This is a genomic window from Amycolatopsis sp. PSD-21, from assembly GCF_055561455.1.
The window spans coordinates 1,164,563-1,188,470 of the sequence record NZ_CM145712.1 but is presented as its reverse complement, the minus strand read 5'-3'; the positions used below and the strand labels follow the sequence as shown (position 1 = coordinate 1,188,470).

The 23,908-nt window shown below is 68.7% G+C and carries 26 protein-coding genes; 7 read left to right on the top strand and 19 right to left on the bottom strand.

Annotation, left to right across the window (positions count from 1 at the left end; translation table 11 throughout):
• Nucleotides 1–154: 154 nt before the first annotated feature.
• From moeZ to ACZ1DY_RS06170, 3 genes are all read right to left on the bottom strand, one after another.
• Entirely contained in the window at nt 155–1,333 is a 1,179-nt protein-coding gene (gene moeZ / locus ACZ1DY_RS06180) for an adenylyltransferase/sulfurtransferase MoeZ (RefSeq protein ID WP_465483830.1), read from the bottom strand.
• Between the two features lie 119 nt (nt 1,334–1,452).
• On the bottom strand, nt 1,453–2,622 hold the full coding sequence (locus ACZ1DY_RS06175; protein WP_257489026.1) for a DUF3152 domain-containing protein: 1,170 nt from the start codon (nt 2,620–2,622) through the stop codon (nt 1,453–1,455).
• Between the two features lie 81 nt (nt 2,623–2,703).
• Nucleotides 2,704–3,561 carry an alpha/beta fold hydrolase gene (locus ACZ1DY_RS06170; protein WP_465483829.1) on the bottom strand — a complete coding sequence of 286 codons (858 nt, stop codon included), beginning with the start codon at nt 3,559–3,561 and terminating at the stop codon, nt 2,704–2,706.
• Nucleotides 3,562–3,843: 282 nt separating this feature from the next.
• Between ACZ1DY_RS06170 and ACZ1DY_RS06165 the strand changes: the two genes are divergently transcribed.
• The gene (locus tag ACZ1DY_RS06165; RefSeq protein ID WP_125680286.1) at nt 3,844–4,467 is read left to right on the top strand and encodes a TetR/AcrR family transcriptional regulator; all 624 of its coding nucleotides are present in this window, start codon (nt 3,844–3,846) and stop codon (nt 4,465–4,467) included.
• Between the two features lie 77 nt (nt 4,468–4,544).
• Here ACZ1DY_RS06165 and ACZ1DY_RS06160 read toward each other — a convergent pair whose 3' ends face one another.
• Entirely contained in the window at nt 4,545–5,966 is a 1,422-nt protein-coding gene (locus tag ACZ1DY_RS06160; RefSeq protein ID WP_465483828.1) for an amidohydrolase family protein, read from the bottom strand.
• Between the two features lie 35 nt (nt 5,967–6,001).
• Complete coding sequence (locus ACZ1DY_RS06155) at nt 6,002–7,045, bottom strand: amidohydrolase family protein (RefSeq protein WP_465483827.1); 1,044 nt, start codon at nt 7,043–7,045, stop codon at nt 6,002–6,004.
• A gap of 100 nt (nt 7,046–7,145) precedes the next feature.
• Here ACZ1DY_RS06155 and ACZ1DY_RS06150 point away from each other — a divergent pair, with 100 nt between their 5' ends.
• On the top strand, nt 7,146–7,682 hold the full coding sequence (locus ACZ1DY_RS06150) for a carboxymuconolactone decarboxylase family protein (RefSeq protein WP_465483826.1): 537 nt from the start codon (nt 7,146–7,148) through the stop codon (nt 7,680–7,682).
• Between the two features lie 207 nt (nt 7,683–7,889).
• Here ACZ1DY_RS06150 and ACZ1DY_RS06145 read toward each other — a convergent pair whose 3' ends face one another.
• The gene (locus ACZ1DY_RS06145) at nt 7,890–8,813 is read right to left on the bottom strand and encodes an alpha/beta fold hydrolase (protein ID WP_465483825.1); all 924 of its coding nucleotides are present in this window, start codon (nt 8,811–8,813) and stop codon (nt 7,890–7,892) included.
• A complete protein-coding gene (locus tag ACZ1DY_RS06140) occupies nt 8,810–9,718 on the bottom strand; it encodes an AurF N-oxygenase family protein (RefSeq protein WP_185927314.1) in 909 nt (302 codons plus the stop codon). The genes ACZ1DY_RS06145 and ACZ1DY_RS06140 overlap by 4 nt, the downstream gene beginning before the upstream one ends.
• A 50-nt stretch (nt 9,719–9,768) precedes the next feature.
• Here ACZ1DY_RS06140 and ACZ1DY_RS06135 point away from each other — a divergent pair, with 50 nt between their 5' ends.
• Nucleotides 9,769–10,536 (top strand): TetR/AcrR family transcriptional regulator, encoded by a 768-nt coding sequence (locus ACZ1DY_RS06135; RefSeq protein ID WP_125680280.1) that lies wholly within the window; start codon nt 9,769–9,771, stop codon nt 10,534–10,536.
• Complete coding sequence (locus ACZ1DY_RS06130; RefSeq protein ID WP_126736330.1) at nt 10,533–10,859, top strand: DUF4873 domain-containing protein; 327 nt, start codon at nt 10,533–10,535, stop codon at nt 10,857–10,859. The genes ACZ1DY_RS06135 and ACZ1DY_RS06130 overlap by 4 nt, the downstream gene beginning before the upstream one ends.
• A gap of 74 nt (nt 10,860–10,933) precedes the next feature.
• On the opposite strand, the gene ACZ1DY_RS06125 is transcribed toward ACZ1DY_RS06130, so the two are convergent.
• The 3 genes from ACZ1DY_RS06125 to ACZ1DY_RS06115 all read right to left on the bottom strand — a co-directional run bounded on the left by ACZ1DY_RS06125 (nt 10,934) and on the right by ACZ1DY_RS06115 (nt 13,273).
• Nucleotides 10,934–12,214 (bottom strand): heparan-alpha-glucosaminide N-acetyltransferase domain-containing protein, encoded by a 1,281-nt coding sequence (locus tag ACZ1DY_RS06125; protein WP_257489030.1) that lies wholly within the window; start codon nt 12,212–12,214, stop codon nt 10,934–10,936.
• Between the two features lie 114 nt (nt 12,215–12,328).
• Nucleotides 12,329–12,559: a DUF3107 domain-containing protein gene (locus ACZ1DY_RS06120; protein ID WP_005167610.1), complete on the bottom strand. Its 231-nt coding sequence runs from the start codon at nt 12,557–12,559 to the stop codon at nt 12,329–12,331.
• A 60-nt stretch (nt 12,560–12,619) separates the two neighbouring features.
• Nucleotides 12,620–13,273: a ferritin-like fold-containing protein gene (locus ACZ1DY_RS06115; RefSeq protein ID WP_191256953.1), complete on the bottom strand. Its 654-nt coding sequence runs from the start codon at nt 13,271–13,273 to the stop codon at nt 12,620–12,622.
• Nucleotides 13,274–13,781: 508 nt separating this feature from the next.
• Between ACZ1DY_RS06115 and ACZ1DY_RS06110 the strand changes: the two genes are divergently transcribed.
• On the top strand, nt 13,782–15,392 hold the full coding sequence (locus tag ACZ1DY_RS06110; RefSeq protein ID WP_465485834.1) for a DEAD/DEAH box helicase: 1,611 nt from the start codon (nt 13,782–13,784) through the stop codon (nt 15,390–15,392).
• 35 nt (nt 15,393–15,427) lie between these two features.
• Nucleotides 15,428–16,822, top strand: a complete 1,395-nt coding sequence (locus ACZ1DY_RS06105) for an Rv3212 family protein (protein ID WP_465483824.1) — start codon at nt 15,428–15,430, stop codon at nt 16,820–16,822.
• A 40-nt stretch (nt 16,823–16,862) separates the two neighbouring features.
• On the opposite strand, the gene ACZ1DY_RS06100 is transcribed toward ACZ1DY_RS06105, so the two are convergent.
• The 7 genes from ACZ1DY_RS06100 to ACZ1DY_RS06070 all read right to left on the bottom strand — a co-directional run bounded on the left by ACZ1DY_RS06100 (nt 16,863) and on the right by ACZ1DY_RS06070 (nt 21,365).
• Nucleotides 16,863–17,558, bottom strand: coding sequence for a hypothetical protein (locus ACZ1DY_RS06100; protein WP_257489032.1), 696 nt, complete (start codon nt 17,556–17,558; stop codon nt 16,863–16,865).
• A gap of 116 nt (nt 17,559–17,674) precedes the next feature.
• Complete coding sequence (locus ACZ1DY_RS06095) at nt 17,675–18,010, bottom strand: hypothetical protein (protein ID WP_126736334.1); 336 nt, start codon at nt 18,008–18,010, stop codon at nt 17,675–17,677.
• Nucleotides 18,011–18,044: 34 nt separating this feature from the next.
• A complete protein-coding gene (locus ACZ1DY_RS06090) occupies nt 18,045–18,905 on the bottom strand; it encodes a RecB family exonuclease (RefSeq protein WP_126736335.1) in 861 nt (286 codons plus the stop codon).
• A 172-nt stretch (nt 18,906–19,077) separates the two neighbouring features.
• Nucleotides 19,078–19,707 (bottom strand): MarC family protein, encoded by a 630-nt coding sequence (locus tag ACZ1DY_RS06085; RefSeq protein ID WP_016331481.1) that lies wholly within the window; start codon nt 19,705–19,707, stop codon nt 19,078–19,080.
• A complete protein-coding gene (locus ACZ1DY_RS06080) occupies nt 19,704–20,567 on the bottom strand; it encodes a PHP domain-containing protein (RefSeq protein WP_126736336.1) in 864 nt (287 codons plus the stop codon). The genes ACZ1DY_RS06085 and ACZ1DY_RS06080 overlap by 4 nt, the downstream gene beginning before the upstream one ends.
• A 51-nt stretch (nt 20,568–20,618) precedes the next feature.
• On the bottom strand, nt 20,619–21,179 hold the full coding sequence (locus ACZ1DY_RS06075; RefSeq protein ID WP_034313292.1) for a PH domain-containing protein: 561 nt from the start codon (nt 21,177–21,179) through the stop codon (nt 20,619–20,621).
• Nucleotides 21,180–21,203: 24 nt separating this feature from the next.
• Nucleotides 21,204–21,365: a hypothetical protein gene (locus tag ACZ1DY_RS06070; protein ID WP_005167589.1), complete on the bottom strand. Its 162-nt coding sequence runs from the start codon at nt 21,363–21,365 to the stop codon at nt 21,204–21,206.
• A gap of 186 nt (nt 21,366–21,551) precedes the next feature.
• On the opposite strand from ACZ1DY_RS06070, the gene ACZ1DY_RS06065 reads away from it, so the two are divergent.
• A complete protein-coding gene (locus ACZ1DY_RS06065; protein WP_465483823.1) occupies nt 21,552–21,980 on the top strand; it encodes an NUDIX hydrolase in 429 nt (142 codons plus the stop codon).
• A 125-nt stretch (nt 21,981–22,105) separates the two neighbouring features.
• Here the strand turns inward: ACZ1DY_RS06065 and ACZ1DY_RS06060 are convergent, their stop codons facing one another.
• Together ACZ1DY_RS06060 and ACZ1DY_RS06055 are read right to left on the bottom strand one after the other, a co-directional pair.
• Nucleotides 22,106–23,209 (bottom strand): DUF2332 domain-containing protein, encoded by a 1,104-nt coding sequence (locus ACZ1DY_RS06060; RefSeq protein WP_465483822.1) that lies wholly within the window; start codon nt 23,207–23,209, stop codon nt 22,106–22,108.
• Between the two features lie 33 nt (nt 23,210–23,242).
• Entirely contained in the window at nt 23,243–23,821 is a 579-nt protein-coding gene (locus tag ACZ1DY_RS06055) for a MaoC family dehydratase (protein ID WP_225949972.1), read from the bottom strand.
• Nucleotides 23,822–23,908 lie beyond the last annotated feature (87 nt).

Sequence of the window (23,908 nt, the reverse complement as noted above, 5' to 3'; positions counted from 1 at the left end):
TGGATTTTGGTGCGTCAGATGACCCGAAATCCACACGGTCACCACGCCGACCTGCAGAAAGAGAGCAAGGGACCTTTGCTACCACCCGCGCGTGAAGGCCCCCTTCCCTCGGCTGAGCCGAGGGAAGGGGGCCTTCACGCGCTTCCGCGAAACCTCAGTAAGTCGGCAGGCTCTGGTCGATCTGCCGCGCCCACGCCAGCACGCCGCCCCCGAGGTGGGTCGCGTCCTTGAACCCGGCCTGGTGCAGCGCCGCGAGCGCCTCCGCCGAACGCGCGCCCGACTTGCAGTGCAGCACGATCGGCTTGTCCTGCGGCAGTTCCGCCAGCGCCTCGCCCGAGAGGATCTTGTCCTTCGGGATCAGCGTCGCGCCCTTGATGTTCACGATCTCGTACTCGTGCGGCTCGCGGACGTCGATGAGGGCGAAGTTGTCGCCGTTGTCGAACTTGGCCTTGAGCTCCGCCGGAGTGATCGTGTGTCCCGAAGCGGCCGAAGCGGCTTCGTCGGACACAACACCGCAGAACGCTTCGTAGTCGATGAGCTCGGTGATCTTCGGCGTCTCCGGATCCTTGCGGATCTTGACCTCGCGGTACTTCATCTCCAGCGCGTCGTAGCTGACGAGCCTGCCCAGCAGCGGCTCACCGATCCCGGTGATCAGCTTGATCGCCTCGTTGACCATGATCGAGCCGATCGACGCGCACAGCACGCCCAGCACGCCACCTTCGGCGCACGACGGGACCATGCCGGGCGGCGGCGGCTCGGGGTAGAGGTCGCGGTAGTTGAGGCCCTTGCCGTTCGGCGCGTCCTCCCAGAACACGCTCACCTGGCCCTCGAACCGGTAGATCGAGCCCCACACGTAGGGCTTGCCGGTGAGCACGGCGGCGTCGTTGACCAGGTACCGCGTCGCGAAGTTGTCGGTGCCGTCGAGGATCAGGTCGTACTGCTCGAACAGCTCCAGCGCGTTGGACGACTCGAGCCGGTCGGTGTGCAGGTGCACCTTGACGAACGGGTTGATCTCGGCGAGCGACTCCTGCGCGGACGCGGCCTTCAGCTTGCCGATGTCGGACTGGCCGTGGATGACCTGGCGGTGCAGGTTGGATTCGTCGACCTCGTCGAAATCGACGATGCCGAGCGTGCCGACCCCGGCCGCGGCGAGGTACAGCAGCGCCGGGCTGCCGAGGCCGCCGGCACCGATGACCAGCACCTTGGCGTTCTTCAGCCGCTTCTGCCCGGTCATCCCGACGTCCGGGATGATCAGGTGACGGCTGTACCGGGCCACCTCTTCCTTGGTGAGCTCGGCGGCCGGCTCTACGAGCGGCGGCAGCGTGCCTGACATCGGGTCCTCCATCTCGCGTGGATCGCGGGTCGCATCCCAGTATCTACAACACGGAAAGGCCCGGACGCCTTCCCCTGTTCCAGATCCTGGGACCCGTCCAGCAGGTGAGACGGCGTGGACTAGGGTGTCTGGTTCGGCCAGGAGCCCGGCTTGCAGACCTTGCCGTCCGCGGGCACCTTGCCGCGGTCACCGCCGGGGAGATTGTTCAGCTGCGCCACGAAGTCGTTGGAGACGCCGAAGGTCTGCTGCATCATGACGGGCGCGACCGCGCCGTTCTCGGGGCAGCCCACGTGCTTTCCGCCGAGGGCGTGCCCGACCTCGTGGTTGATGGCGTACTGGCGGTACCCGGTCATGTCGCTCTCGAAGGCCAGCGCCCCCCGCACCCAGCGGGCGAGGTTGATCACCACGCGCTTGTCGAAACTCGAGCGGTAGCAAGACGTCTCGTAGGTGATCTGGAACATGCAGACGTCCGCGCGATGCGTGGTGTTCGGTGTGGTGAGGCTCACCCGGAAGCTGGGGTTCGGGTAACTCGCGTCGACGCGCTGCAGCGCCTTCTTGCCGTCCCACGTCCAGCTCTTGGGATTGGACAGCGTGCCCTGCACCATCGTGGCGAAGCTGTCGTCACCGCCGTAGCTGGACGGGTCGATGCCGTCCTCGACCTCGACGGTGTAGGTGAACAGCTGACCCGTGCCCACTTTTTCGCCCTTGCCCGGCACCACGTGATAGGTGCCCTTGCCGGACTCGGTGAAGTTGCCGCCCGTGGGCAGGTCCGCGGTCGGGATCTTGAGGTCGACCGGTTTGGCCGGGTTCTCCGGGAGGACGTCGCCGCCCCCGTCCACACCGGCGCCCGGCTCGCCGCCGTTGCCGGCGGAACCGTCGGACGAAGCGAGGCTCGCCCCGTCCGTGGCGATCGGCTCGGGCGGGCCGGTGGCGGTGTTGAACACGACCAGCGCGGTGATCACCACGAGGATCGGCAACGCGTACACGCGCCAGCCATAGGTCTTGGCGAACTGGCCGATACCGCCTTTGCTCTTGCGCTTGGCGGTCGTCTTCGCGGCGCCGGGCTCGTGCGGCCTCCAGGAGGCGCTGAGCGGCTGCGCGCTGGTCCGGCGGCCACCGGGGCGGTAGCGATCTTCGTCGAGCCGCTGCGACGGCGGCGGCGTCGGCCGGTACTGGCCGGTGCGCGGCACGTCGGTGGTCCGGGGCTGGGAGCGCGGCGGACGACGGGCGGAGGCGGAGTACTGAGACCGCCGACCTTCGCCCTGCGCGCCTTGCTTTACCCGATCCACGCGCACCAGGGTGCCATAACCGAACTGTGATGTTGTGAGCGACCGGCGCTTCGTGCGGCGTGTCCTCCTCACCCGGATGGGCTACCAGGTGCCCGATTCGACCGATTCCCACATCCCCAAAACGGCCTTCGCTACGACATTCGGGCGTTCCATCTGCGCCACGTGGCCGATTCGGGGAAGGACCAGCAACCGCGCGTGCGGGAGTAGCCGGGCGGTGCGCTCGGCGCGCCGGACGGAGATCACCCGGTCGTGCTGCCCCCACACGACGAGCGTCGGCGCGTCGACGCTCGGCGCGACCGCCCACAGCGACGCGGGCCCGCGGGCGGACCACGTCCGGAAGATGCCGAACGTGCTGCGGGCCAGCGCGGGGGCGGCCCACGCGAAGGCGGCGCGAGCACTGTGCTCCTCTTCGAGCTCGTCCAGCCTGCTGTCGGCGAAGCGGCTCGGATCGGCGAAGCACAGCTTGATGACCTGCATCGCGCGTTCACGCGGGCCGAGCGCGGCCAGCCGACGCCGCACCCTCGGACCGATCAGCGGGAGGTACGCGAACGCCATTCGCGGGTCGGACAGCCGTTTCATACTGGGCCGGAGATCCGGCATCGCGGGCGAGATCAGCGTCAGCGTCTTCACCAGCTCCGGACGGCGGGCCGCGACGAGCAGCGCGACCGCGCCGCCCATCGAGTTGCCGAACAGGTGCACCGGCCCCGCTTCCAGGCTCTCGATGTGGCTCGCGACGATCTCGGCGTGCGAGTCGAGGCTGAAGTCGAACCCGGCGGGCGGCTCCGAATAGCCGAAACCCGGCAAATCGATCGACGTGCCGCTCGCCTGGGGCGCCAGGAGCGCGGCGAGGTCGGTCCAGTTCGTGGACGAACCGCCGAGACCGTGGACGTAGACGGCCGTCTCCGGGCCGCCCGGCGTCCGGCGGATGTGCAATTTCACCCCGGCGACACCTATTGTTTCCCCGGGCCAAGGGGGCGGCGCGGGATCCAGTGACGGCAACGACCTGCGCGAAAGCGGCACATGGGTCAGCGGCGGACGACCCCCGGCGGCACGGGAAACTGGAGAAGACACAGCATCAAGGATGCCTGACCCTTGGCGGTCCGGCTGTACCGGCGAGTAATCTCGACCTCACTTCACGCGGTGGTGACCCCGCCCGTGGAGCCCCGCTCGACTGCGCTGCTGCGTTCTCGGCGGAGACGAGTGCCTCGAACTGGAGGAACGATGACAGACATGGCGCGACTGCAGGCCCGAGGTGTTCGCCTGCCCAGAACGGAACGCCGCGCCCAGCTGCTGGCCGCCGCGCAGCGGGTGTTCGCCGCGAACGGATACCACGCCGCCGCGATGGACGAGATCGCCGAAGAGGCCGGAGTCAGCAAGCCGGTCCTCTATCAGCATTTCCCCGGCAAGCTCGACCTCTACATCGCGCTGCTGGAGAGCCACGTCGACGAACTGGTGCGGCGGGTCAAGGACGCGCTCGACTCCACGACGGACAACAAGCAGCGCGTGCCGGCGACCGTCGGCGCGTTCTTCGACTTCGTCAACAACGACGCCGGCGCGTTCCGCATGGTCTTCGAGTCCGACCTCCGCGGCGAGCCCGCCGTGCAGGAGGCGGTGGACCGGGCGACGTCGGCCAGCGTCGACGCGATCACCGAGACCATCACCGCCGACGCGGGCCTCGACGAGGACAAGGCCCGGCTGCTCGCCGTCGGCCTCGTGGGCCTCTCGCAGGTCAGCGCGCGGTTCTGGCTGGCGCACCACAAGTCGATGAGCCGCGAAGAGGCCGTCGCCCTCACCGCCAACCTCGCCTGGCGGGGCATCGGCGGTGGCTTCCCCCTGCAGCACTGACCCCGGCCCGCATTTCGTCCTCTGAATGCCTTCCTTGCGCGTGCAACTACCGCATTCAGAGGACGAAATGCGTGGGGTCACTGGGGTAGGAGCTTCTTCAGGCGGTCGGCGGCGACCTGGGCATCGGCGACGACCTTCGCGGTGTCGATACCGACAACGCGTCCTTCGCGCTTGAGGGCGCGGCCGTCGACGAACACCCACGAGACGTTCGCGGGCTGGGTGTTGAAGACCAGCTGATTCACCCAGTCCACCTTCGGCGCGAAGTTGACCGCCTGGGCGTCGACCACCTGGAGGTCCGCCCGTTTGCCCGGCGTCAGTGACCCGATCTCCTTGTCCATCCCTAGCGCTTCCGCACCGCCGAGGGTCGCCATGCGCAGGACGTCCGCGGTGGTCGGGTAGACCGCCGGATCCGTCGTGGTCGCCCGCTGGAGACCGACGGCCGCGCGCATCACGTTGAACATGTCGCTCGTGTCGTTGGTGCCGCCGTCGAGGCCGAGCCCGACCTTCATGTTCCGTTTCTTCATCTCCGGCAGCCGGATCACCCCCGACGCGAGCCGCATGTTCGACAGCGGGTTGTGCGCCACGCTGACGCCGGCGGCCGCGAGCTCGTCGAGATCGGCGTCGGTGGTCTGGATGACGTGGTTCGCCACCAGCCCGGGGTGCAGCGCGTTCGCCCGCCGGAGCGCGTCCATCTGCCCCGCGGTCAGGTCGGCCTTCGATTCGAGCAGATGCACGTTCAGCGAGACGCCGAGTTCGCGGGCGAGCTTCTCCGAGGCCTCGACGCTCGGGAAGTTCCCCGTGGACGGATGCGTGCCGATCTGCAGGCGCGCCAACGGGTTCGGGTCGATGACCTCACGCTTCACGCGACGGATTTCGTTCTGCAGCGCGGGATCGGTGGTGCCGTTGTAGGAGTAGAGGAACCGCAGCTTCGACTCGCCGAGCGCGCGGAGACCGCCCTTGGCGAAGTCGGTGTTGAACGCGTGCGACCAGTCGGTGACCGTGGTGATGCCGGTCGAGACGACGTCCGCCGCGGCGAGTTTCGTGCCCGCGTAGGCGTCTGCGTCGGTCACGGGCGCGCGGTACAACGGGATGACGCATTTGCCGAGCCAGCCGATGAGTTCCTTGTCGGCCGCGCAGCCGCGGATGAGCGACTGCCACAGGTGGTTGTGCAGGTCGACGAAGCCGGGCAGCACGATCTTGCCGCGGCCGTCGACGACTTTCGCCGAGCCCGCGTCGAGGTCCTTGCCGACCTGCTTGATCTTGGTGCCCTCAAGCACGACGTCGGCGTCGGCGAGGGCGCCGAGCGGTCCTTCGCCGAGGCTGGGATCCATCGTGATCACCATGGCGGCGTCACGGATGACGACACGGCCGGCCCCGGCGAACTCGGCATCGCCGCCGGCTTCGGTGGTCTCACCGCCGAGGTTCGTGAGCAGGGCCGCGCCGAGGACCACGGCGAGGGTGAGGGTGAAGACGGACAGTATCGATCCACGCTGTTTCATCGTTTCAACTCCCCAGTCGATGAGATCACGTTAGCTCACCTGACGCGGACGCCTCGCAGAATTACCGCGACGGGATGCTCCAGCTGTCCGAGGTCTTCGCGCGGATCCTCCGCGTAGACGACGGCGTCGGCGGGCGCCCCCGGTGCGAGCCCCGGCAACCCCAGGTACTCGCGCGCGGCCCACGAGCCCGCGGCGAGCGCGTCGTGCGTTCGCAGCCCCGCTTCCGCCAGCGCGCGGATCTCGTCGCCGACCCGGCCATGCGGCCGGGAATCGGTGCCGGCGAGGATCTTCACGCCGGCCTCGGCCGCCGCCACGACCAGCGCGGGATGCGCCTCCACCCCGCTGGCGAACCAGCGTTTCCGCGGGGTGTCCTCACGGTTCCGCACTCTTTCCAGCCCCGCCTGGAAAACCGAAAGCGTCGGTGTGAGCGCGGTGCCGCGGGCCGCCATGTCCGGCAGGTAGGCGGGATCCAGCCACATTCCGTGTTCGACGGAATCGACGCCGGCGGCCACCGCGGCCTCCCCGCCGGCGGCGTGTTGCGAGTGCACCGCGAGACGACCACCCACCGCGTGCACGGCCTCGGCGACCGCGGTCAGGACGTCGGACGGCACGGCGTCGTCCCCGTTCTGCCAGTCGGCGATGACCTTGGCCCAGCCGGTGCGTTTCGCCTGCTCCGCGGCGAGCGCGGGGAGCTCCGCGTGCGTGGCGCGGCGGCCCCAGCCGTCGAAGAACTCGCCGTGCTGGGCGATCCACGGACCGGCGTGCACCGCTCGGGGCAGGCCTGGTTCGGCGCCGAACCACTCGGGCGGCTCACCGGGCAGCCCTGGCGAACGGATCATCGTGACCCCGGCGTCGACGTGGCGGTGCAGGTCGGCGCGCAGGATCTCCTCGTCCATCGGGTCACCGGGCTCTTCGGCTCCGGGATGGGTGTGGGCGTCGACGAGCCCCGGCAGAAGCCAGCCCTCGGCCACCAGCTCCGCGCCCGGGACCGGATCGGACGTCCAGCGGTCGCCATCGGCGTACAAATCGACATACTCGCCATCGGGAAGCGCGCGCCCCCGGACCCTGATGATCACCATTCCCCCTCGCACCCCTTGTCGAGCAATCCAGCGGCAGCGCGCCGAGCCGGGTTTCGGCTATGAATCGAACGACCGCGTTGCCGATCCGCGAGGAGTCACCATGCCCCATATCGCGCTCGACGAAAACCTTCCCGGCATCACCGCCTTGTTCGCCTACCGGCCGGAGACGGCCGCGCCGCTCGGGCAGCTCGCCGAGGTCCTGCTGCGCGGCCCGAGCAGCCTCAGCGTGGGCGAGCGCGAACTGATCGGCGCGGTCGTCTCGCGCGGCAACGACTGCACGTTCTGCTCACGCAGCCACGCCGCTGTCGCCGCCGAAGCGCTCGAAGGCGGCATGCCCGTCGTCGAAGCGGCTTGGAAGGACGTCGACGGCGCGCCCGTGCCGCCGAAGGTGAAGGCGCTCCTGCACGTCGCGCTCGCCGTCCGCGAAAGCGGGAAAGCCGTGGGAGAAGACCTGATCGAGGTGGCTCGCGCGGAGGGCGCGACGGACGTCGAAATCCACGACACGGTGCTGATCGCGGCCGCGTTCTGCATGTTCAACCGGTACGTCGACGGGCTGGCCACCCTGGCCGTCGACGACCAGGACGCCTACCGGGAGACCGGCGTCCGGCTCTTGGAGCACGGCTACACCAACCTCTGAAGGGAGCAAGGGACCTTTGCTACCGCCTCGCCGCGTCCCACGTCGCGAAAGCCACTTTCGCGACGCCTGATGTCCCGAAAGTGGCTTTCGCGACGTGACCAGCCAGGCCGCCCGGAGCCCTGACCTGTGGAAAGAGAGCAAGGGACCTTTGCTCCCACTTGTCTCAATGTCGAGAGAAGCGGTAGCAAAGGTCCCTTGCTCCCCCCTTCAGACCCTCGCGGCGCGGCGGACGAGGGCGGCGATGCGATCCGAAACCTCTTGCGCCCGTTCCTGCGGGAGCATGTGCCCGGCGCCCGGATAGCGCACGAACTCCGCCTCCGGCAGCTCGTCGGCGATGACCTTGGCGTGCGGCGGCGGGCAGAGCCGGTCCCGCTCCCCCGCGAGCACGACCACCGGTTTGCCCTGCAGCGCGGCCAGCGTGACGCGGCAGTCGTGCTGAGAGATCGCATCCTGGAAACCCGCGACGCTCGCCGGATGCGCGCACAGCAGCTGTTCGGCGACCGAGTCCACGTCGGCTCGCGAGGGCCGGCGCCCGAAGACGAGCAACCTGGCGCCCGGCCGCACCACCGACAGCGGCAACGGCAAGGCGTCACGGCGGTTCTTCGCGAGCAGCTTCGCGAGCCTCCGTTCGAACCTCGCCGCGCCGCTGCCCGCGATCCCCGGCAGGCCGAGGGTGATCCGGTCCATCTCACCGGACGATGTGGCGACGAACGCGACCCCTGCCACGCGCCGGGCCACGAGATCGGGATGCCTGCGGGAAAGTTCCATGATCGTCATGCCGCCCATGGAGTGCCCCGCGAGCACGATCGGACCGTTCGGAACGCGGTCCTCGATCAGCTCGGCGAGGTCGTCGGCGAGGGTGGCGATCGTGGCAGTGCCCGGTTTCGCCGGCGCGGAACCGCCGTGGCCGCGCAGGTCGTAGCGCAGGGTCCGGACGGAGTCGCCGAGCCGCGAGACCACGCCGTCCCAGGTCCGGTGGTCCTGGGTCCAGCCGTGCACGAGCACCAGCGTGAGTTCGGAGTCGGCGGGGCCGCTCGTCTCGACGTGGAGCGCGGTGCCGTCGCCAGTCACGAACCGATGTTCCCTCGACGGGTCCCACGACACGGCGTCGCGCTGCTTGACGCTCCTCATCGCTTCCCCGGCAGCAGGAAGGACTTGCGCCAGAAGTACATGCCCGGCTTGCCGACCAGACCGGATTCCTGCAGGAACGGCATGATCTTCTCGCCTGCCCACTGGATGCTTTCGCGCCAGTGGGGGTTGTTCAGCGCGGCTTCGACGCCGTCGCGCGGACGGATGCCGACGGCCTTGTAGACGTTCGGGTTGATGAAGGCCCGCGTCACGAAATACGAAATGAGCGCGATGATGAACTGCTGGTAGAGGATTTCCTTCTTCGACAGTTTCGCCATCCCGCGTGTCACCTCTTCGCGGGCGAAGGTGACATGCCGGGCCTCTTCGAGTACGTGGATCCGGTTGACCATGCGCACCAGCGGCTGGATGTCCGGGTCGTTCATCTGCTCGCGCTGAAGCCGGTCGAGGACCTCTTCGGCGACGAGGATCGCGCCGTAGCGCGCGGGGCCGTAGCTGATCGTCGGCATCAGTTTCGCCAGCCTCCGCAACCACGGCACCGGCCCGTAGTTCGGGCAGCCGATCCGCGAGGCCATCCGCGCGAACATCGTCGAGTGACGGCATTCGTCCGCGATCTCGGTCAACGCGTACTGGGCGTGCGAGCTGGTCGGGTCCTCTTCATAGACCTCCTTGAGCAGCATCTGCATCAGGAGGATTTCGAACCACAGCCCCGTCGTGGCGACGCTCGCGACCTCGTGCTTGCCGAGTTCGATGCGCTGCTCTTCGGACAGCGAGTCCCACAACTTCGTGCCGTAGAGCGAAGAACGGTGGGCCGGGATGAAGCGCTTCCCGTCGACGAGCGGGGCGTTCCAGTCGATGTCGACGTCGGGATCGTAGAACTTGTTCGCGGAGGACTTGAGCAGCCGCTCGGCCGTCTTCTCCCGGTCTGTTTCCTTCAGCGCCCGCGTCATTGCCGACACACCCCTATCTGTAACTCGTGGTAACAGTTACCTCTGGTAGCATGACTTGGGTGATCGAACGTGTCAAGCGCAACAGCAAGCAGTCGAGCAAGCACCCCACAGCGGGTGAGGCCGACACGGGTGATGCCCGTCGCGACCGCTGGCGCAAGCACCGGATCGCGCGCCGCGCGGAGTTCGTCGAGGCCGCCCTGCGCGCACTCGACACCCACGGGCCGGACCTCGGCATGGAGGACGTCGCCGCCGAAGCGGGCGTCACGAAACCTGTGCTGTACCGGCACTTCGACGACAAAGCGGATCTGTACGTCGCGCTCGGGCAGCGCGGCACGGAGATCCTCTTCCAGCGGCTGATCCCGGCCATCAACTCCGAACTCGCCCCGGTCCCCCGGATCCGGATGGCGCTCGACGCGTTCTTCAGCGTCATCGAGGAGCACCCGAACCTGTACCGCCTGCTCGCACGCGGCGGCCTTCAGGAGAAGGTGGTCGTCAAGGCCGACGTCGTCGCCGAGGACAAGGAACTGATCGCCACCGCGCTGACCGCGCTGCTCGGCGACTACATGCGGATGTTCAACATGGACTCCGGCGCCGCCGAACCGTGGGCGCACGGCATCGTCGGCATGGTGCAGAGCACCGGCGAATGGTGGCTGGACCGGCGCTCGATGGGCCGCGACAGCGTCGTCGAGTACCTGACGCAGATCATCTGGGCCGCGATCGACGGCCTCTCCCGGCAGCAGGGCATCGTCATCGACCCGAACCTGCCGCTCGAAGAGAACAAGGTCGTCCAGATGCGGAAGGAATCGGAGGCGAAATGAGCGAGCACGACGAAGACGGTTACGCCGGCGAAGCGGTCCTCGTGATCGACGGGACCGAGATCGCGGCCACGGTGGAACTGCGGGGCTACTTCCAGCCCATTGACGGGTATTACCGCTGGTACGGCCGGGTCGCCACCAACGAGCAGGTGTCCGCGGCCGCCGGCGGCAAGAAGACCGCCGTCGAGATCCGCGCGGGCGAGTACAGCGCGAAGGGCGAGCTCTCCGACCCGGACCCGTGGGACCGCTACCGCATCATGGGCACCAGCACGCCGCCCTTCCACGTGCCGACCAGCCTCGAAGAACTGAACGAACTCAACGCCTGACCCCTCAAGCGCGTGAAGGCCCCCTTCCCTCGGCTGAGCCGAGGGAAGGGGGCCTTCACGCGTCACCGGGGAATTCAGCCCTGCCGCTGAGCGGGCACCCGGCTCCGCGGCACCACGTACTTCGGCCAGCTCGACAGCTTGTTCATCGCCCATTCCAGCGGCCCGCGCCCGATGAACTTCCGCCACAGCACCGCCGCGGTCAGCGCGACCACCGAGAACTCGACGAAATGCAGCACGCTGAAGATCGAGTCGCCGTCGCTCTCGTCCCACAGCAGCGCGATCGCCACGAAATGCAGCACGTACGCGCTCAACACCCGCCCGCCCAGATCCGAAAGCGGCCGCAGCACGCGTTCGAACTTCGGCATCAGCAGCTGGCAGCCACCGATCACCGCCGCCGCGATCCCGATCGAGATCAGCAGGTCGAACGGCGTGTACGAGGTCCCCGTCGGCAGTAGTTCCCAGGCCCAGCTGGTGGTCGGCGGGGTGCCGTGGATCCAGGTCTGGTGGAGCCGCAGGAATTCCGGCGGCGTCATGCCCATCTGCGCGGCGGCCGGTTCCAGCGAGCGGTACACGGCCTGCATGCCGCCGAGCGGCCCGGTCGCGATCCAGGACACGACGTACCCGCCCACCGCGAGCGCCGATCCGCCGAAGAACAGCCGACGGCACACGCTGCGCGAGGTCAGGTCCATCCGCCCGATCGCCATCCCGGCGAACACGTACGCCATCAGCGTCAACGCGGGAAAGGTCCCGGTCAGGACGAGCACGGTCGCGGCCTTCAGCAGCCCGGTCGACGTGATGTCGTCCGCGGTCAGGTCCGGCGCGAAGAAGAGCAGGTCGCGGGGCAGCAGTTGCGCCCTGATCAGATGCGAGAGCAGCGGGCCCGCCACGGCGACGACGACCGCCGCGATCGCCAGCGCCTTCGCGCCCGCGCGCAGCCACGGGATCGCGAAGAGGAAGCAGGCCCCGTAGTAGGCCAGGATCACCATGTAGCCGGTCTCGAGGCTGGTCAGCCAGAGCCCCAGCGCCACCAGGAGCGGGGCGCGGGTCGCCAGTTTGAGCGCGACGCGGGTCCGGTCGCGGCCCTGTTTGGGACGGCGGCCGCCGGACATCAGCGCGATCGAGACCCCGGCCAGCACCGCGAACAACGCGGCGGAATGACCTTCGAACGGTTTGAACAGCACCCCGACGCCGCCTTTGGCGGGATCGGGGCCGACATGCACCGCGTACATGCCGAGTACGGCCAGGCCGCGGGCGACGTCGATACCGGTCAGCCGCCCAGCGACCCGTTTGCCTTGTTCGGGAACTGTGCGCACGCCGTCGAGCAGCGCGCGGTCCATCACAGTGACGCCGTCCACCTCATTTCTCGGCTAGCCCCCTGCCGTCCCCGCCTTAGCGTGACGATCAAATCTGAGAGCTGGCTGAGACGCAGCGGTGACGCCACTGTGACATCCGACTACAACCCGATCGGGTTAGCCACCAACAGCGAAGCCGACCTTGCGAACATCCGACGGCGCGATCTCGACGTAGGCGATCCGGTCGGTGGGCACGATGTACTTACGGCCCTTTTCGTCGTCGAGGCGGAAGATCCCGTCGCCGGCCCTCAAGGCGTTCGCGACCAGTTCCTCGACCTCGTCGGGCGACTGGCTGCTGGACACCACGAGCTCCCGCGGCGTGTCCTTGATGCCGATCTTGACCTCCACGTGGGACCTCCGCTTGAAAGTTCGAAATTTACTGGTGCGCCAAGGCTAGCCGAAGTGACCTCAGCCGAGGCCCAGCACCTGCATGCGCTTGGTGTGCCCCTGCTGCAACCGGCGGAACAGCGCGGCGATTCCCGAAAGGTCACCGGAACCCTCGACGATCAGCTCGGCGAGCCCGTCCCGCTCGGCGACGACGTACTGGGCCTGCGTCAACGCCTCGCCCAGCAGACGGCGGCCCCACAGCGCGAGCTTGTCCCGCGCCTTCGGGTCGGCCTCGATACCGGCCGCGACTTCGCGCTCGGCGAACGCGGAATGCCCCGTGTCGGCGAGCACGGTGAGCACCAGGTCCTTGGTCTCGGGATCGAGCCAGCTGGCCATCTCGCGGTAGAGATCCGCCGCGAGCCCGTCTCCGACGTAGGCCTTCACCAGGGACTCGAGCCAGGAGCGCGGCGCCGTGGAGGCGTGCCAAGCATCGATGTGCCCGACGAACGGCCGCATCGCGTCCTCGATCGCGACGCCGTGCCCCGCCAGATGCTTGGCGAGCAGGTCGTAGTGCCCGATCTCGGCGGCCGCCATGGAGGCCAGCGCGGCCCGGCCGGCCAGCGTCGGCGCGGTGCGCGCGTCCTCGGCCATGCGATCGAATGCGGACAATTCCCCATAGGCGAGTACGCCGAGCAAATCGACTACGCCCTCACTGATCTGCTTTGCCTCCGTCACGGCGGAAAGGGTATCGCCGAACACACCTTCGGGGTGGTGAAGAGACCGATCCCACCCTCCCCGGCGCGCCGGGGAGTTCCGGCCGGAAAGAGAGCCTTCCCACCTCCGGCGCGGCGGGGACTATCCGAAAACCGCAGATCAGGTAGACTGGCCGCCGGATACGACGGATCATCCGTCCCGGATCGGGACGCTGCTGCGGCTGAAGGACAGCCGGTGCGGCCCTGGTCAGCACAAGAATGATGTGCGTGCACGCCATCCTGCGGCATTCCCACGAAGGGCCGCTCCAGCGCCAGTAGCGCGGAGCCCGAGCGAATTTTCGTGGTCGAGTGTCGATCGGTGACCAGGGCAGTGCGCGCTGGTCACGAGAGAGGCGAGCACCCTGACCACGAACGAACCCACAACTGTTGAGAACACCACCACCGGAGTGCCGGAGGCCGTCGCGCTGGAGCACAGCGAATCGGGCCCGGCGGCGCTCGACGTGTCGCACCCGCTGCAGGCGGGCGCACCGGTGGAACCCGAGGCCCCCACCTTCGCTTCCTTCGGGGTCAAGCCCGAGATCGTGAAGGCGCTGAGCGAGGCCGGGATCGAGCGCACCTTCGCCATCCAGGCCCTCACGCTGCCGCTGGCCATGGCGGGCGACGACCTGATCGGCCAGGCCCGCACGGGCATGGGCAAGACGCTGGGCTTCGGCGTCCCGCTGCTGCACCGCGTCGAGGTCCCCGGCGACGGCACCCCGCAGGTGCTGGTCGTCGTGCCGACCCGTGAGCTGTGCATCCAGGTCGCGAACGACCTCAAGGGTGCGGGCAAGCACCTCGGCATCCGCACGCTGGCCATCTACGGTGGCCGCCCCTACGAGCCGCAGATCGCGGCGCTCCGCAACGGCGTCGACGTCGTCATCGGCACCCCCGGCCGCCTGCTGGACCTGGCCGAGCAGAAGCACCTGGTGCTGGGCAAGGTCCGCGGGCTGGTGCTGGACGAGGCCGACGAGATGCTCGACCTCGGCTTCCTGCCCGACATCGAGCGCATCCTGCGGATGGTCCCGGACAAGCGTCAGACGATGCTGTTCTCGGCGACCATGCCGGGCCCGATCATCACGCTGGCCCGCACGTTCCTCACCCAGCCGACGCATATCCGCGCCGAGGAGAACGACGCCGGCGCCATCCACGAGCGCACCACCCAGTTCGTCTACCGGGCGCACTCGATGGACAAGCCCGAGCTGATCGCCCGCGCGCTGCAGGCCGAAGGCCGTGGCCTGACGATGATCTTCACCCGCACCAAGCGCACCGCGCAGAAGGTCGCCGACGAGCTCGTCGAGCGCGGCTTCGCGGCCGCCGCCGTGCACGGTGACCTCGGCCAGGGTGCCCGTGAGCAGGCGCTGCGCGCGTTCCGCGCCGGCAAGGTCGACGTGCTGGTCGCCACCGACGTCGCCGCCCGCGGTATCGACATCGACGACGTCACGCACGTGATCAACTACCAGACACCGGAGGACGAGAAGACCTACGTCCACCGGATCGGCCGCACCGGCCGCGCCGGGCGCACCGGCGTCGCGATCACCCTCGTCGACTGGGACGAGGAGCCGCGCTGGAAGATGATCTCGGACATCCTCGGGCTCGACATGCCCGAGCCCGCCGAGACGTACTCGTCGTCGAAGCACCTGTTCAGCGACCTCGGCATCCCCGAGGGCACCACCGGGCGTCTCCCGCTGTCGAAGCGGACCCGCGCCGGTCTTTCGGCCGAGGTCGAAGAAGATCTGGGCGGTAAGCGCCGCGGCCGTGGCCAGGGTCCGGCGAAGGACGAAGAAGCGCCCCGCAAGCGCAACCGCGCGCCGCGCAAGCGGACCCGTGGCGGCGCCGACGCGGCCGCCAAGATCGAGGCCGCCGACGCTGCCGCCAGCGCTTCCGCGGAAGGGACCGCGGGCGAAGCCACTGAGTCCTCTGAGTCCTCTTCGGAGGGCCGCACGCGGACCCGCCGTCGCAGCCGTGGCGCCGCCAAGCCGAGCCCGGAGGTCAGCGGCCCGGCGGTCGAGAAGGAGGCGGGCGACAGCGCCGAGCGTCCGGCTCGCCGACGCCGCCGTCGCCGTCCGTCGGCGACTTCTGATACACCTGCGTCGGCAGACTGAGCTTTCATACTGCGGACATGGGGAGCTAGGGGCACGTGAGCGAACGCTGGGACGCCGCGCCGGACGACGAACCGGCGCGGCCCGTGCCCGCCGATCCCGGGCAACCGGACGGCAGCGAGCCGGAGACGGCCGAAAACGCGATCGGCACGGAAGACGTGCTGGACGCCGATCCCGCCCAGCCGGTGGCCGGCGAGCCGCCGCTGGGCGGGAAACGCGCCCGTCGCTCGCCGTGGAACCGCCCGCGGGATCGCGTGATCGCCGCGGCGATCGTCGTGGTCGTCGCGGTCACCGGCCTCGTCATCGGCGTGACCAGCGACAACGCGGCGACGGTCGCGCAGGTCGCCACCACCCTGCCGCCAGGGCTCCCGCCCGCGCCGGCGGAGGTTCCCGGCTCCCTGAGCGAACTGTGGCAGGCGCCGAGTTCGGCGACTCCGGTCCCGATCGGCGAAGCCAACAGCGTCGTCACCGCGGACAAGGGCGAGGTCCTCGGCCGGGACCCGTACACCGGCGAGGTCCGGTGGCGCTACTCGCGCGATCTCGAACTGTGCACCGTCGCGCTCGCCGGGATCAAGGTGGACGCGGTGTACCGCAAGGAAACCGGCTGCAGCGAGGTCACCCAGCTCGACGCGGGCACCGGGCGCCGCACGGCGCAGCGCAACGGCGACGCCGAACTCGGCACCAGGCTGGTCGTCGACGGATCGCACGTCACCACGACCGGCAAGAAGCTCCTGAACACCTGGCGCGACGACCTGGTCAAGAGCATGGAATACGGCCAGGTCCCCGCCATCGTGAACCCGAACAAGCAGCCGAGGACCGGCTGCACCTACGGCACGGTGGCCGCCGCGGCGGGCAAGATCGGCGTGATCGAGCGCTGCCCCGGCGACCCGGCCGACCGCTTCACCGTCTACCGCGCGACCAACGACGAAGCCGACGACCCGAAGGTCGACTACAGCACCGTCCTCGCCGGCAAGAACGCGAAGGTCGTCGCGATGTCCGGCGATCTCGCGCTGATCGTGCTGCCCGAGCAGAAATTGCTGGTCATCTACGGCGGCGACGGCCTGCAGAAGTCGGCGTACCCGCTCGACCTGCCCGAAGCGGAGATCACGCCGGATCCGGTGGGCGGCGTCATGACGACCTCGTGGACCGCGCAGGGCGTGTACTGGTTCACCGGCTCGAAGACCATGGCGTTCTCACGGGACGACCTCACGCCGCGCTGGACGCTGAACAACTCCACCGGCCCCGGGGTGACCTTCGGGGAACAGCTGGTCGTGCCGATCCAGGGCGGGCTCGCCGTGCTCGACGAGACGACCGGCGCCACGATCCGCACCGTCGGCGTGGACCGGCGCGGCTACACCGGCCCAGTGACGCTTTCCTCGGTCGGGCCGGTGCTGCTGGAGCAGCGCGGCCCCACCCTCGTCGCCCTCAAGTGACCGGCGGGCGGTAGCAAAGGTCCCTTGCTCCCGCCGGCCGTCAGCGAGTCGTCGAAGTCCTGGAAGTACGCAGCCTGCTGACTTCCTTCCAGCACCACTTGCCGCCTTCGCTGGCGAGCGTGCCGGTGGCGGTGCCCGGCCGCCCCGCGACGGTCAGCGTGACGGCGACCGTGTACTTGGTCTCGGAGATCTTGGTGACCGGGCCGAGCGAAGCGTCCGAGGCTTCGTTGACCCGCTCGATGATCTGGTCGATGTCCTTCTCGGCGCTCCCGCACTTCAGCGCCGTCAGCGCGGCCCTGTCGTGGGCGTTGATGCCGTCGATGATCGCCTGCGCGGTGCCTTCCGGGCCGGACGCCTTCTCGGCCTTGTCGTCACTGAGGAAGAACCCGGGCGCGACGAACCCGGTGATACCCAGCGTGAGCACCACGACGGCAGCGGCGGCGATACCCACGATCAGACCGGTCTTGTTGTTCTTCGGGGGCGCGGGCGGCCCGCCGAAGCCCTGGCCGTACTGCTGCTGACCGTAGCCGGGGTACTGCTGCTGGGGGTACTGCTGCTGCGGGTACGCGCCGCTCTGGTCGTAGCCGCCCTGCTGGTACTGCGGCTGGCCCGGGTACTGCTGCTGTTGCCCTGGGTACTGCTGCTGCTCGGGATACGGCTGCCCCGGCTGCTGCCCTGGGTACTGCTGCCCGCCCTGACCGTGGTCGGGCTGGCCGGGCTGGGGTGGGTAGGTCATCGACAGTGCCCTTCGTCCTCGCTGCGGGGCAGCGTGTTCATCCACGACATGCCCAGTGAGCCACATTTTCGCAGGGACAGGACGCCTTTTCCGGTCAATGACACCTTCCTGCCGGGTCAGCTCCACCAGAACAGGCTCAGCGCGGCCGTCACGCTCACCACGACCACGAGACCGGCGCCGCCCGCGGCGCGGCCGTCACGCGAGTCGGCGACGCGTTGTGCCAGCAAAGCGACGACCGCCGCGACCGGGTGGCCGATCAGCATCAGGAGACCCGGCCCCGGCGCGCCGGTGAACAGGCAGACCGAGGCGATCGCGACGACGCACACCGCCAGCACGGCCATCCCGGCCGCGAGCGATCCGGTCAGCCCACGCCAGAACCGGCCGCTTCCGGGCGTCACGGGCTCGTCCGCGGGCGGAATGGTCGCGAGCTCTTCGGTGTCCGGTGACGACACGTCCTCGTCTGTCCAATCGTCGGGTTTCGAGAATCTAGGGCGCCAGCAACTCCCACGGCTGAGCCGCGGGCCCGGCCTCCTGGCCTGCCGCGCAACTGGGCCGGAAGTCGCACCATGAGCAACGACGGCCAGGGCGCGCCGGGAACAACACGTCCTCGTCGCCGCCGGCGTCCAGGGTATCCGCTGCCAGCCTCAGGTCCCCGGCGGTCTCGTCGGCGCGTTGGAGATGCCGCTTCAGGCTCTCCTCGGTGTGCTCGGCGGCCGCGATGGTTCCGGTGGGCACGTGGTGCAGCTCGACCTGGTAGCACGGCGTCCGCAGCGTCCTGGCGGCCGCGACCGCGTACAGCGCCAAGGCCTGCGACGAGCGCGCCTCGTACTCGTCCGGCGCGCGGCGGCCGGTCTTGTAGTCGATGATCACCAGTTCCCGGCCGCGCTGGTCGATCCGGTCCGCGCGGCCCTCGATGATGAGGCTGGGCCCGCTGCCCGGCTCTAGCGTGACCGGCGCCGAAACCCAGCGCTCCAGCCCGACGGGATCGACGCTGACGTCGTTGTGCTCGACGTACTCCGCGACCCAGGCCTTGGCCCTGGCGCGATACCGGGCGGCCTGGTCGGCGTCTTCGAACCCGGCGTCCTTCCAGTGTTCGGCGACGAGCGCCATCGCCCGCTGCGGCACGCGCTTGATCACCGGCAGGTCGAACAGCGCCCGCAAAGCGTTGTGCACCACCGCACCCAGCGTGCTGTGCGCCCACGCGCCGGTGCGTACCGGGGACGGGCGGTCGAGATATGCCATGCGGTAGCGGCGCGGGCAATCTTCGAACGTCGCGAGGCGCGCGGGCGAGACCTTCGTCAGCTTGCGCGGCGCTTCGACGCCGAAGTCGAAACCAATCTGCTCCATCGGATCACCCCGCGCGCAACGCTACGCACCCCCACCGACACTTTTCGAGGGGATCCCCAGGAAGGGAGCAAGGGACCTTTGCTATCACTCGCGGCCGACCCGGGTACATGAAGGCCCCCTTCCTGTACCTAGGCGCAAGGAAGGGGGCCTTCATGTACTCATGGCCGGCCGGTCATGTGCCCGAGATGAAGCCCTTCACCGAGTTCGCCACCAGCTCGACCGCGATCGCGGCCAGCAGCAGACCCGCGATCTTCGCCAGCAGCGTGATCCCGCTTTCCTTGATCAGCCGGATGACCACGCCCGAGTACCGCATGCACAGGTACAGCACGAAGTGCACTGTCACGATCGAAAGCGCGAGAGCCACGTACGCGCCGACGTGCCCATCGGCCTGCCGCACGAAGACGATGGTCGCGGCGATTGCGCCCGGACCGGCGAGCAGCGGTGTCCCGAGCGGCACGAGGGCGACGTTGACGTCGTCGCCCGCCGCCTCGGCCTCGCCGCCGGTCTTGCCGGTCAGCAGTTGCAGCGCGATGAGCAACAGCAGCAGTCCGCCCGCGCCCTGCAGCGCCGGGATGCCGATGCCGAGGTACGACAGGATCGCTTGTCCCGCAACGGCGAACAGCGAGATCACCAGCAGGGAGACCAGCACCGCCTGCCGCGCGGCCTTGGCACGGAACGCCACCGATTTGCGGCCGGTCAGGCTCAGGAACACCGGGACCGTGCCGGGCGGGTCCATGATGACGATCAGCGTGATCGTCGCGCTCATGAACAGGCGCGCGTCGAAGAAGTCCGTGATCGTCACCGGGTCACGACCTGGTAGCCGGTCGACCGCGCGACGAGTTCTTCGAGCGCGAGCGGGTCGGTGGTCTCGTCGCCGAGATCGATTGTCTTGTTCGTGCCGTGGTAATCGCTCGACCCGGTGCGCACGAGCCCCAGCTCCCCCGCCAGCCCGTGCAGCTGGACGCGGGTCTCCTCGTCGTGGTTCGGGTGGTCGACCTCGACGCCGGTGAGCCCGTGCTCGGCCAGCCCGGCGAGCACGTCGACGGTGATGGTCGCGCCGCGCGTGTAGGCGAAGGGGTGCGCGATGACGGTGACGCCGCCCGCCTCCGCGATCATGTCGATCGCGTCCTCGACGAGCGTGTCCTGCCGCGCCACGAAGTAGCCGCTGCCGTTGCCGAGATAGCTCGCGAAGGCCTCGTTCACCGACGAGACGACGCCCGCCCGCACCAGTGCCTGCGCGAGATGCGGCCGCCCGGCCGAACCGTCCTCCGGCAGTAGCGACATGACCTCGTCGGGATCGACGGGCAGGCCGTCGGCGGCCATCCGCTCGGCCATCACGCGCAGCCGCCATCGCCGCTCCGACCGCAGCCGCGTCTGCTCGGCCACGACCGACGGCGATGCCGGGTCGAAGAGGTACGCGAGCAGGTGGACGCTGATATGCCGTCCGGTCACCGGATCGACGGAGATCGTCGACAGCTCGGCGCCGGGGACCAGCGTGAGCCCCGGCGGAAGTGCCTCGGCGGCCGGGGCCCAGCCGGCCGTGGTGTCGTGATCGGTGATCGCGACTACGTCGAGGCCCGCCTTCGCGGCGGCGGCGACCAGCCCGGCAGGGCTGTCGGTGCCGTCGGAGGCGGTGGAGTGGGCGTGCAGGTCGATGCGCATCGCCGCTCAGTATCGACGATGCTCCAGGTCACAGCGACCCCGGGACCTGCGCTAACCGACCTTCTTCTTGCCGCGCGCCGCACGCTGCGCCTTGATCATCGAAAAGCGCTCGGCCTGCTTCTGCTTGTCGCCGAAGACGAGCTCGGAAATCGTGTCGTAGAACTCTTCCGGCTTCGGCAGGTAGTCGATGCGGTTCAGCGCCTGGATCTGACCGGCGGACTCGACCACCATGGTCCCGTACCCCATCATCCGGCCCCACGCCGAACGCTCGTAGGTGAGGTCGGTGACCTTGGTGATCGGCATCATCAGCACTTTCGTGGTGAAGACACCGGTGGTCATGACGAACCGCTTGTCCGTGACCACCAGGCGCTCGACCCACCACTCCATCACCACGTACGCGAAGCGCAGGATGATGAGCAACGCGGCATACCAGAGGATGTTCTGGATGACCCACGCGGCGGGCGGCAACAGGTAGGAGACCAGGACGCAGACGGCCAGCAACGCGGCCGTCTCGAAGGTTTCCCACAACAGCACAGCCCAGTGCCGGCGGATCCGGATGACCCGCCGCTCGGTGTCGAGGAGATACTCGTCTGGATCGCGTGGGGCGAACATACCGATAGAGTATCCGCTCCCCCGCTAGCTGAAGACGTTGCTGACGAAGGTGATCACCGATTCGGCCGAGTCACGCAGGAAGCCGATGATGTTTCCCACGAGGCCCGCGGCCTGACCTGGCTGCGCGATCACGAAGAACAGCACCAACGCGATTCCTGCGAAAGTGAGGAGCTTTTTCGCGTTCACAGCGATCAATCCTGTCTCTTACGGTGACTGACTGCGGATACTGACCATTCATTTTGTACCGCACCTTCCACCGGCGCGGGAGGGAAGTCCCGCGCTTGGGTCAGCCGGCGAGGGGAAGTGTACCGTACGGCTACTCTCCGTGTACAGGACAGCCATTGTCAGGAAGCCCGCGTCTACCATTCGGGAATGAACACCGTTTCGGACAGCACCGTCCGCTGCGTAGGCGGCATCGTCCACGACGAACGGGGGCGGATTCTGCTGATCCGGCGCGCGAATGAACCCGGACGTGGACTCTGGTCGGTTCCCGGCGGGCGGGTCGAACCCGGCGAAACGGACGAAGCGGCCGTGATCCGGGAGATGCGCGAGGAGACCGGGCTCGACGTGATGCCGGGCACACTCGTCGGCAACGTCCGCCGTGGCTCGTATGACATCCACGATTACGCCTGCGCGGTCACCGGCGGCACTCTCCGTGCCGGGGACGACGCCACCGACGCCCGGTGGATCGACGCCGGAACCTTGATCGAACTCGACGAACACGGCCACTTGGCCGAACTCCTGTTCGTCACTCTCCGCGATTGGGGAGTGCTGCCGACCGGCGAGTTCCCGCCGTCCTGACACCCGCTGTACACGATTCGGCAAAAGTCACCGGGATAAAGCAGCACAAGAGGTGAAAAGCGGCCTTCCCGACGCATTGCCGACATCTGCGGAGAGCCGAATGGGGAAACCTGGGCGTGGAGTGGCTAAACGGGCAACCAGGTCATCCGCTGCCCGTGCGGGGCCGTCCGGGCCAATGCCCGCACGTCCGGGACACCGGCATCCCAGCGGACCAGTCCAAGCACGGCCTGGTCCACCGGTTCGGCCAGATCGGCCCGGCCGGGCACCAAGGGTTCCAGCGCGGCGGCGTAGAACTCCTCGCTGACCCACCACAACGGCCGGTCCGCGGCGAGTTTCCGGAGCGCCTCGATGAAGTCGGCCCGCCGCTCCCCCAGGTACGCCAGCACGTGACTGGTCAAGACCACGAGCGGAGCGTCGGCGGGCAGGGTGGCCGCCGCGGCGGCGAGATCGTCGACCGCGTCGCCCGCGATCAACTCCGGCCGCTGCTTGCCCTGCGCCGCCGCGGCCGTGCGCAGGAGCCGGATCCGGTCCGGCTGGTCGGCCCAGACGCAGGCTTCGAGCCAGGCCAGTTCGTCCTCGTCGGCCAGGTCCACCGGCGCGCGGTCGAGGCCGGCGCGGGCGGTGATCGTCAGCTTCTTCGGCACCTTCGGCGTGACGGCACCGGGCGCGAGGTCCAGCGCGCAGTGCAGGCCGACGGCGGTCTTCGCGGGCCCGGCGGTGAGCTGTTCGCCGCCGTCGCATTGGTAGCGGTAGGCGTATTTGTCCATGCCGAGGAGCAGCCCCGCGCTGCAGCCGACCTCGAGCAACGCGATCTTGCCGCCCGCCTCCTTCGCCGCCGTCGTCATCGCGGGGTACAGCAGCGCCGCACGGCGGACCTCGTTGGTCTGCGTGTACCGCGAGGAGATGATCGACCTGGCCTTGTCCGCCCGTTCCAGCAGGAACGAGCGGAACAACGGCCACGTCTCCGAGTCCACGCCGTCGAAACCGCCGACGGACGGGTAGTACCGCGAGAGCGGGTGGATGGGGTCGGCCTGGATGAGCCGGTGCGCCGTCGCCATGAGCAGCGTTCCGCGCGCTTCACCGCCACGCGCGTCGGTCAGGAGCCCGGCGACGTCGTCGTCCTCGGCCGCCTTCGCCGCCAGGTGCTCGTACAGCGGCGAAACACCGGCCGCCTCGACCGTCGCGAACTTCCGCAGACGGTTCTTGATCTCATCCAGCCCGATGGGCATCGACGCGCTCCCTCTTCCCGTTCGTGGCACCTATTATTCGTGCGGAACCGGGCGGCCGGGCTGTTCACCGCCCCTGCTGTCACCGTATGACCGCTTCGGCACCATCACCTTGCGACGGAAGACACACACGATCGTGCCGTCCTGCTTGTAGCCGCGGGTCTCGACGTAGACGACACCGCGGTCGTCCTTCGACTTCGACGGCGTCTTGTCCAGGACCTCGGTCTCGCCGTAGATCGTGTCGCCGTGGAAGGTCGGCTTCACGTGCTTCAGCGATTCGACCTCGAGGTTCGCGATCGCCTTGCCGGACACGTCCGGCACCGACATCCCCAGCAGCAGCGAGTAGATGTAGTTGCCGACCACGACGTTCTTGCCGAAGTCGGTGGTCTCCTCGGCGTAGTGCGCGTCGAGGTGCAGCGGATGGTGGTTCATGGTGATGAGGCAGAACAGGTGGTCGTCGTACTCGGTGACCGTTTTGCCCGGCCAGTGCTTGTAGACCGCACCGACCTCGAACTCTTCGTAATAGCGACCGAACTGCACCCATTCCTCCTGCACGAGTAACGCGGCGTGAGCCTGGAACGACAGGCCTTCATGTTGAGGAGTACCCTCGACCATTGGTGTCGGGTCGTCAACGCGACCAACACCACTGCGTAACCGTCCGCCGAGCCAAGGAGGTGAGGAACCCGATGTCCAGTGGCGATA

Coding starts and splice junctions, on each gene's coding strand:
- ACZ1DY_RS06145 (WP_465483825.1), bottom strand. CDS start 8,813: ATGAGGAGCGTCAAGCAGCGCGACGCCGTGTCGTGGGACCCGTCGAGG.
- ACZ1DY_RS06150 (WP_465483826.1), top strand. CDS start 7,146: ATGCCCCATATCGCGCTCGACGAAAACCTTCCCGGCATCACCGCCTTG.
- ACZ1DY_RS06165 (WP_125680286.1), top strand. CDS start 3,844: ATGACAGACATGGCGCGACTGCAGGCCCGAGGTGTTCGCCTGCCCAGA.
- ACZ1DY_RS06065 (WP_465483823.1), top strand. CDS start 21,552: ATGAACACCGTTTCGGACAGCACCGTCCGCTGCGTAGGCGGCATCGTC.
- ACZ1DY_RS06075 (WP_034313292.1), bottom strand. CDS start 21,179: ATGTTCGCCCCACGCGATCCAGACGAGTATCTCCTCGACACCGAGCGG.
- ACZ1DY_RS06160 (WP_465483828.1), bottom strand. CDS start 5,966: ATGAAACAGCGTGGATCGATACTGTCCGTCTTCACCCTCACCCTCGCC.
- ACZ1DY_RS06130 (WP_126736330.1), top strand. CDS start 10,533: ATGAGCGAGCACGACGAAGACGGTTACGCCGGCGAAGCGGTCCTCGTG.
- ACZ1DY_RS06140 (WP_185927314.1), bottom strand. CDS start 9,718: ATGACGCGGGCGCTGAAGGAAACAGACCGGGAGAAGACGGCCGAGCGG.
- moeZ (WP_465483830.1), bottom strand. CDS start 1,333: ATGTCAGGCACGCTGCCGCCGCTCGTAGAGCCGGCCGCCGAGCTCACC.
- ACZ1DY_RS06155 (WP_465483827.1), bottom strand. CDS start 7,045: ATGGTGATCATCAGGGTCCGGGGGCGCGCGCTTCCCGATGGCGAGTAT.
- ACZ1DY_RS06135 (WP_125680280.1), top strand. CDS start 9,769: ATGACTTGGGTGATCGAACGTGTCAAGCGCAACAGCAAGCAGTCGAGC.
- ACZ1DY_RS06060 (WP_465483822.1), bottom strand. CDS start 23,209: ATGCCCATCGGGCTGGATGAGATCAAGAACCGTCTGCGGAAGTTCGCG.
- ACZ1DY_RS06080 (WP_126736336.1), bottom strand. CDS start 20,567: ATGCGCATCGACCTGCACGCCCACTCCACCGCCTCCGACGGCACCGAC.
- ACZ1DY_RS06090 (WP_126736335.1), bottom strand. CDS start 18,905: ATGGAGCAGATTGGTTTCGACTTCGGCGTCGAAGCGCCGCGCAAGCTG.
- ACZ1DY_RS06055 (WP_225949972.1), bottom strand. CDS start 23,821: ATGGTCGAGGGTACTCCTCAACATGAAGGCCTGTCGTTCCAGGCTCAC.
- ACZ1DY_RS06100 (WP_257489032.1), bottom strand. CDS start 17,558: ATGACCTACCCACCCCAGCCCGGCCAGCCCGACCACGGTCAGGGCGGG.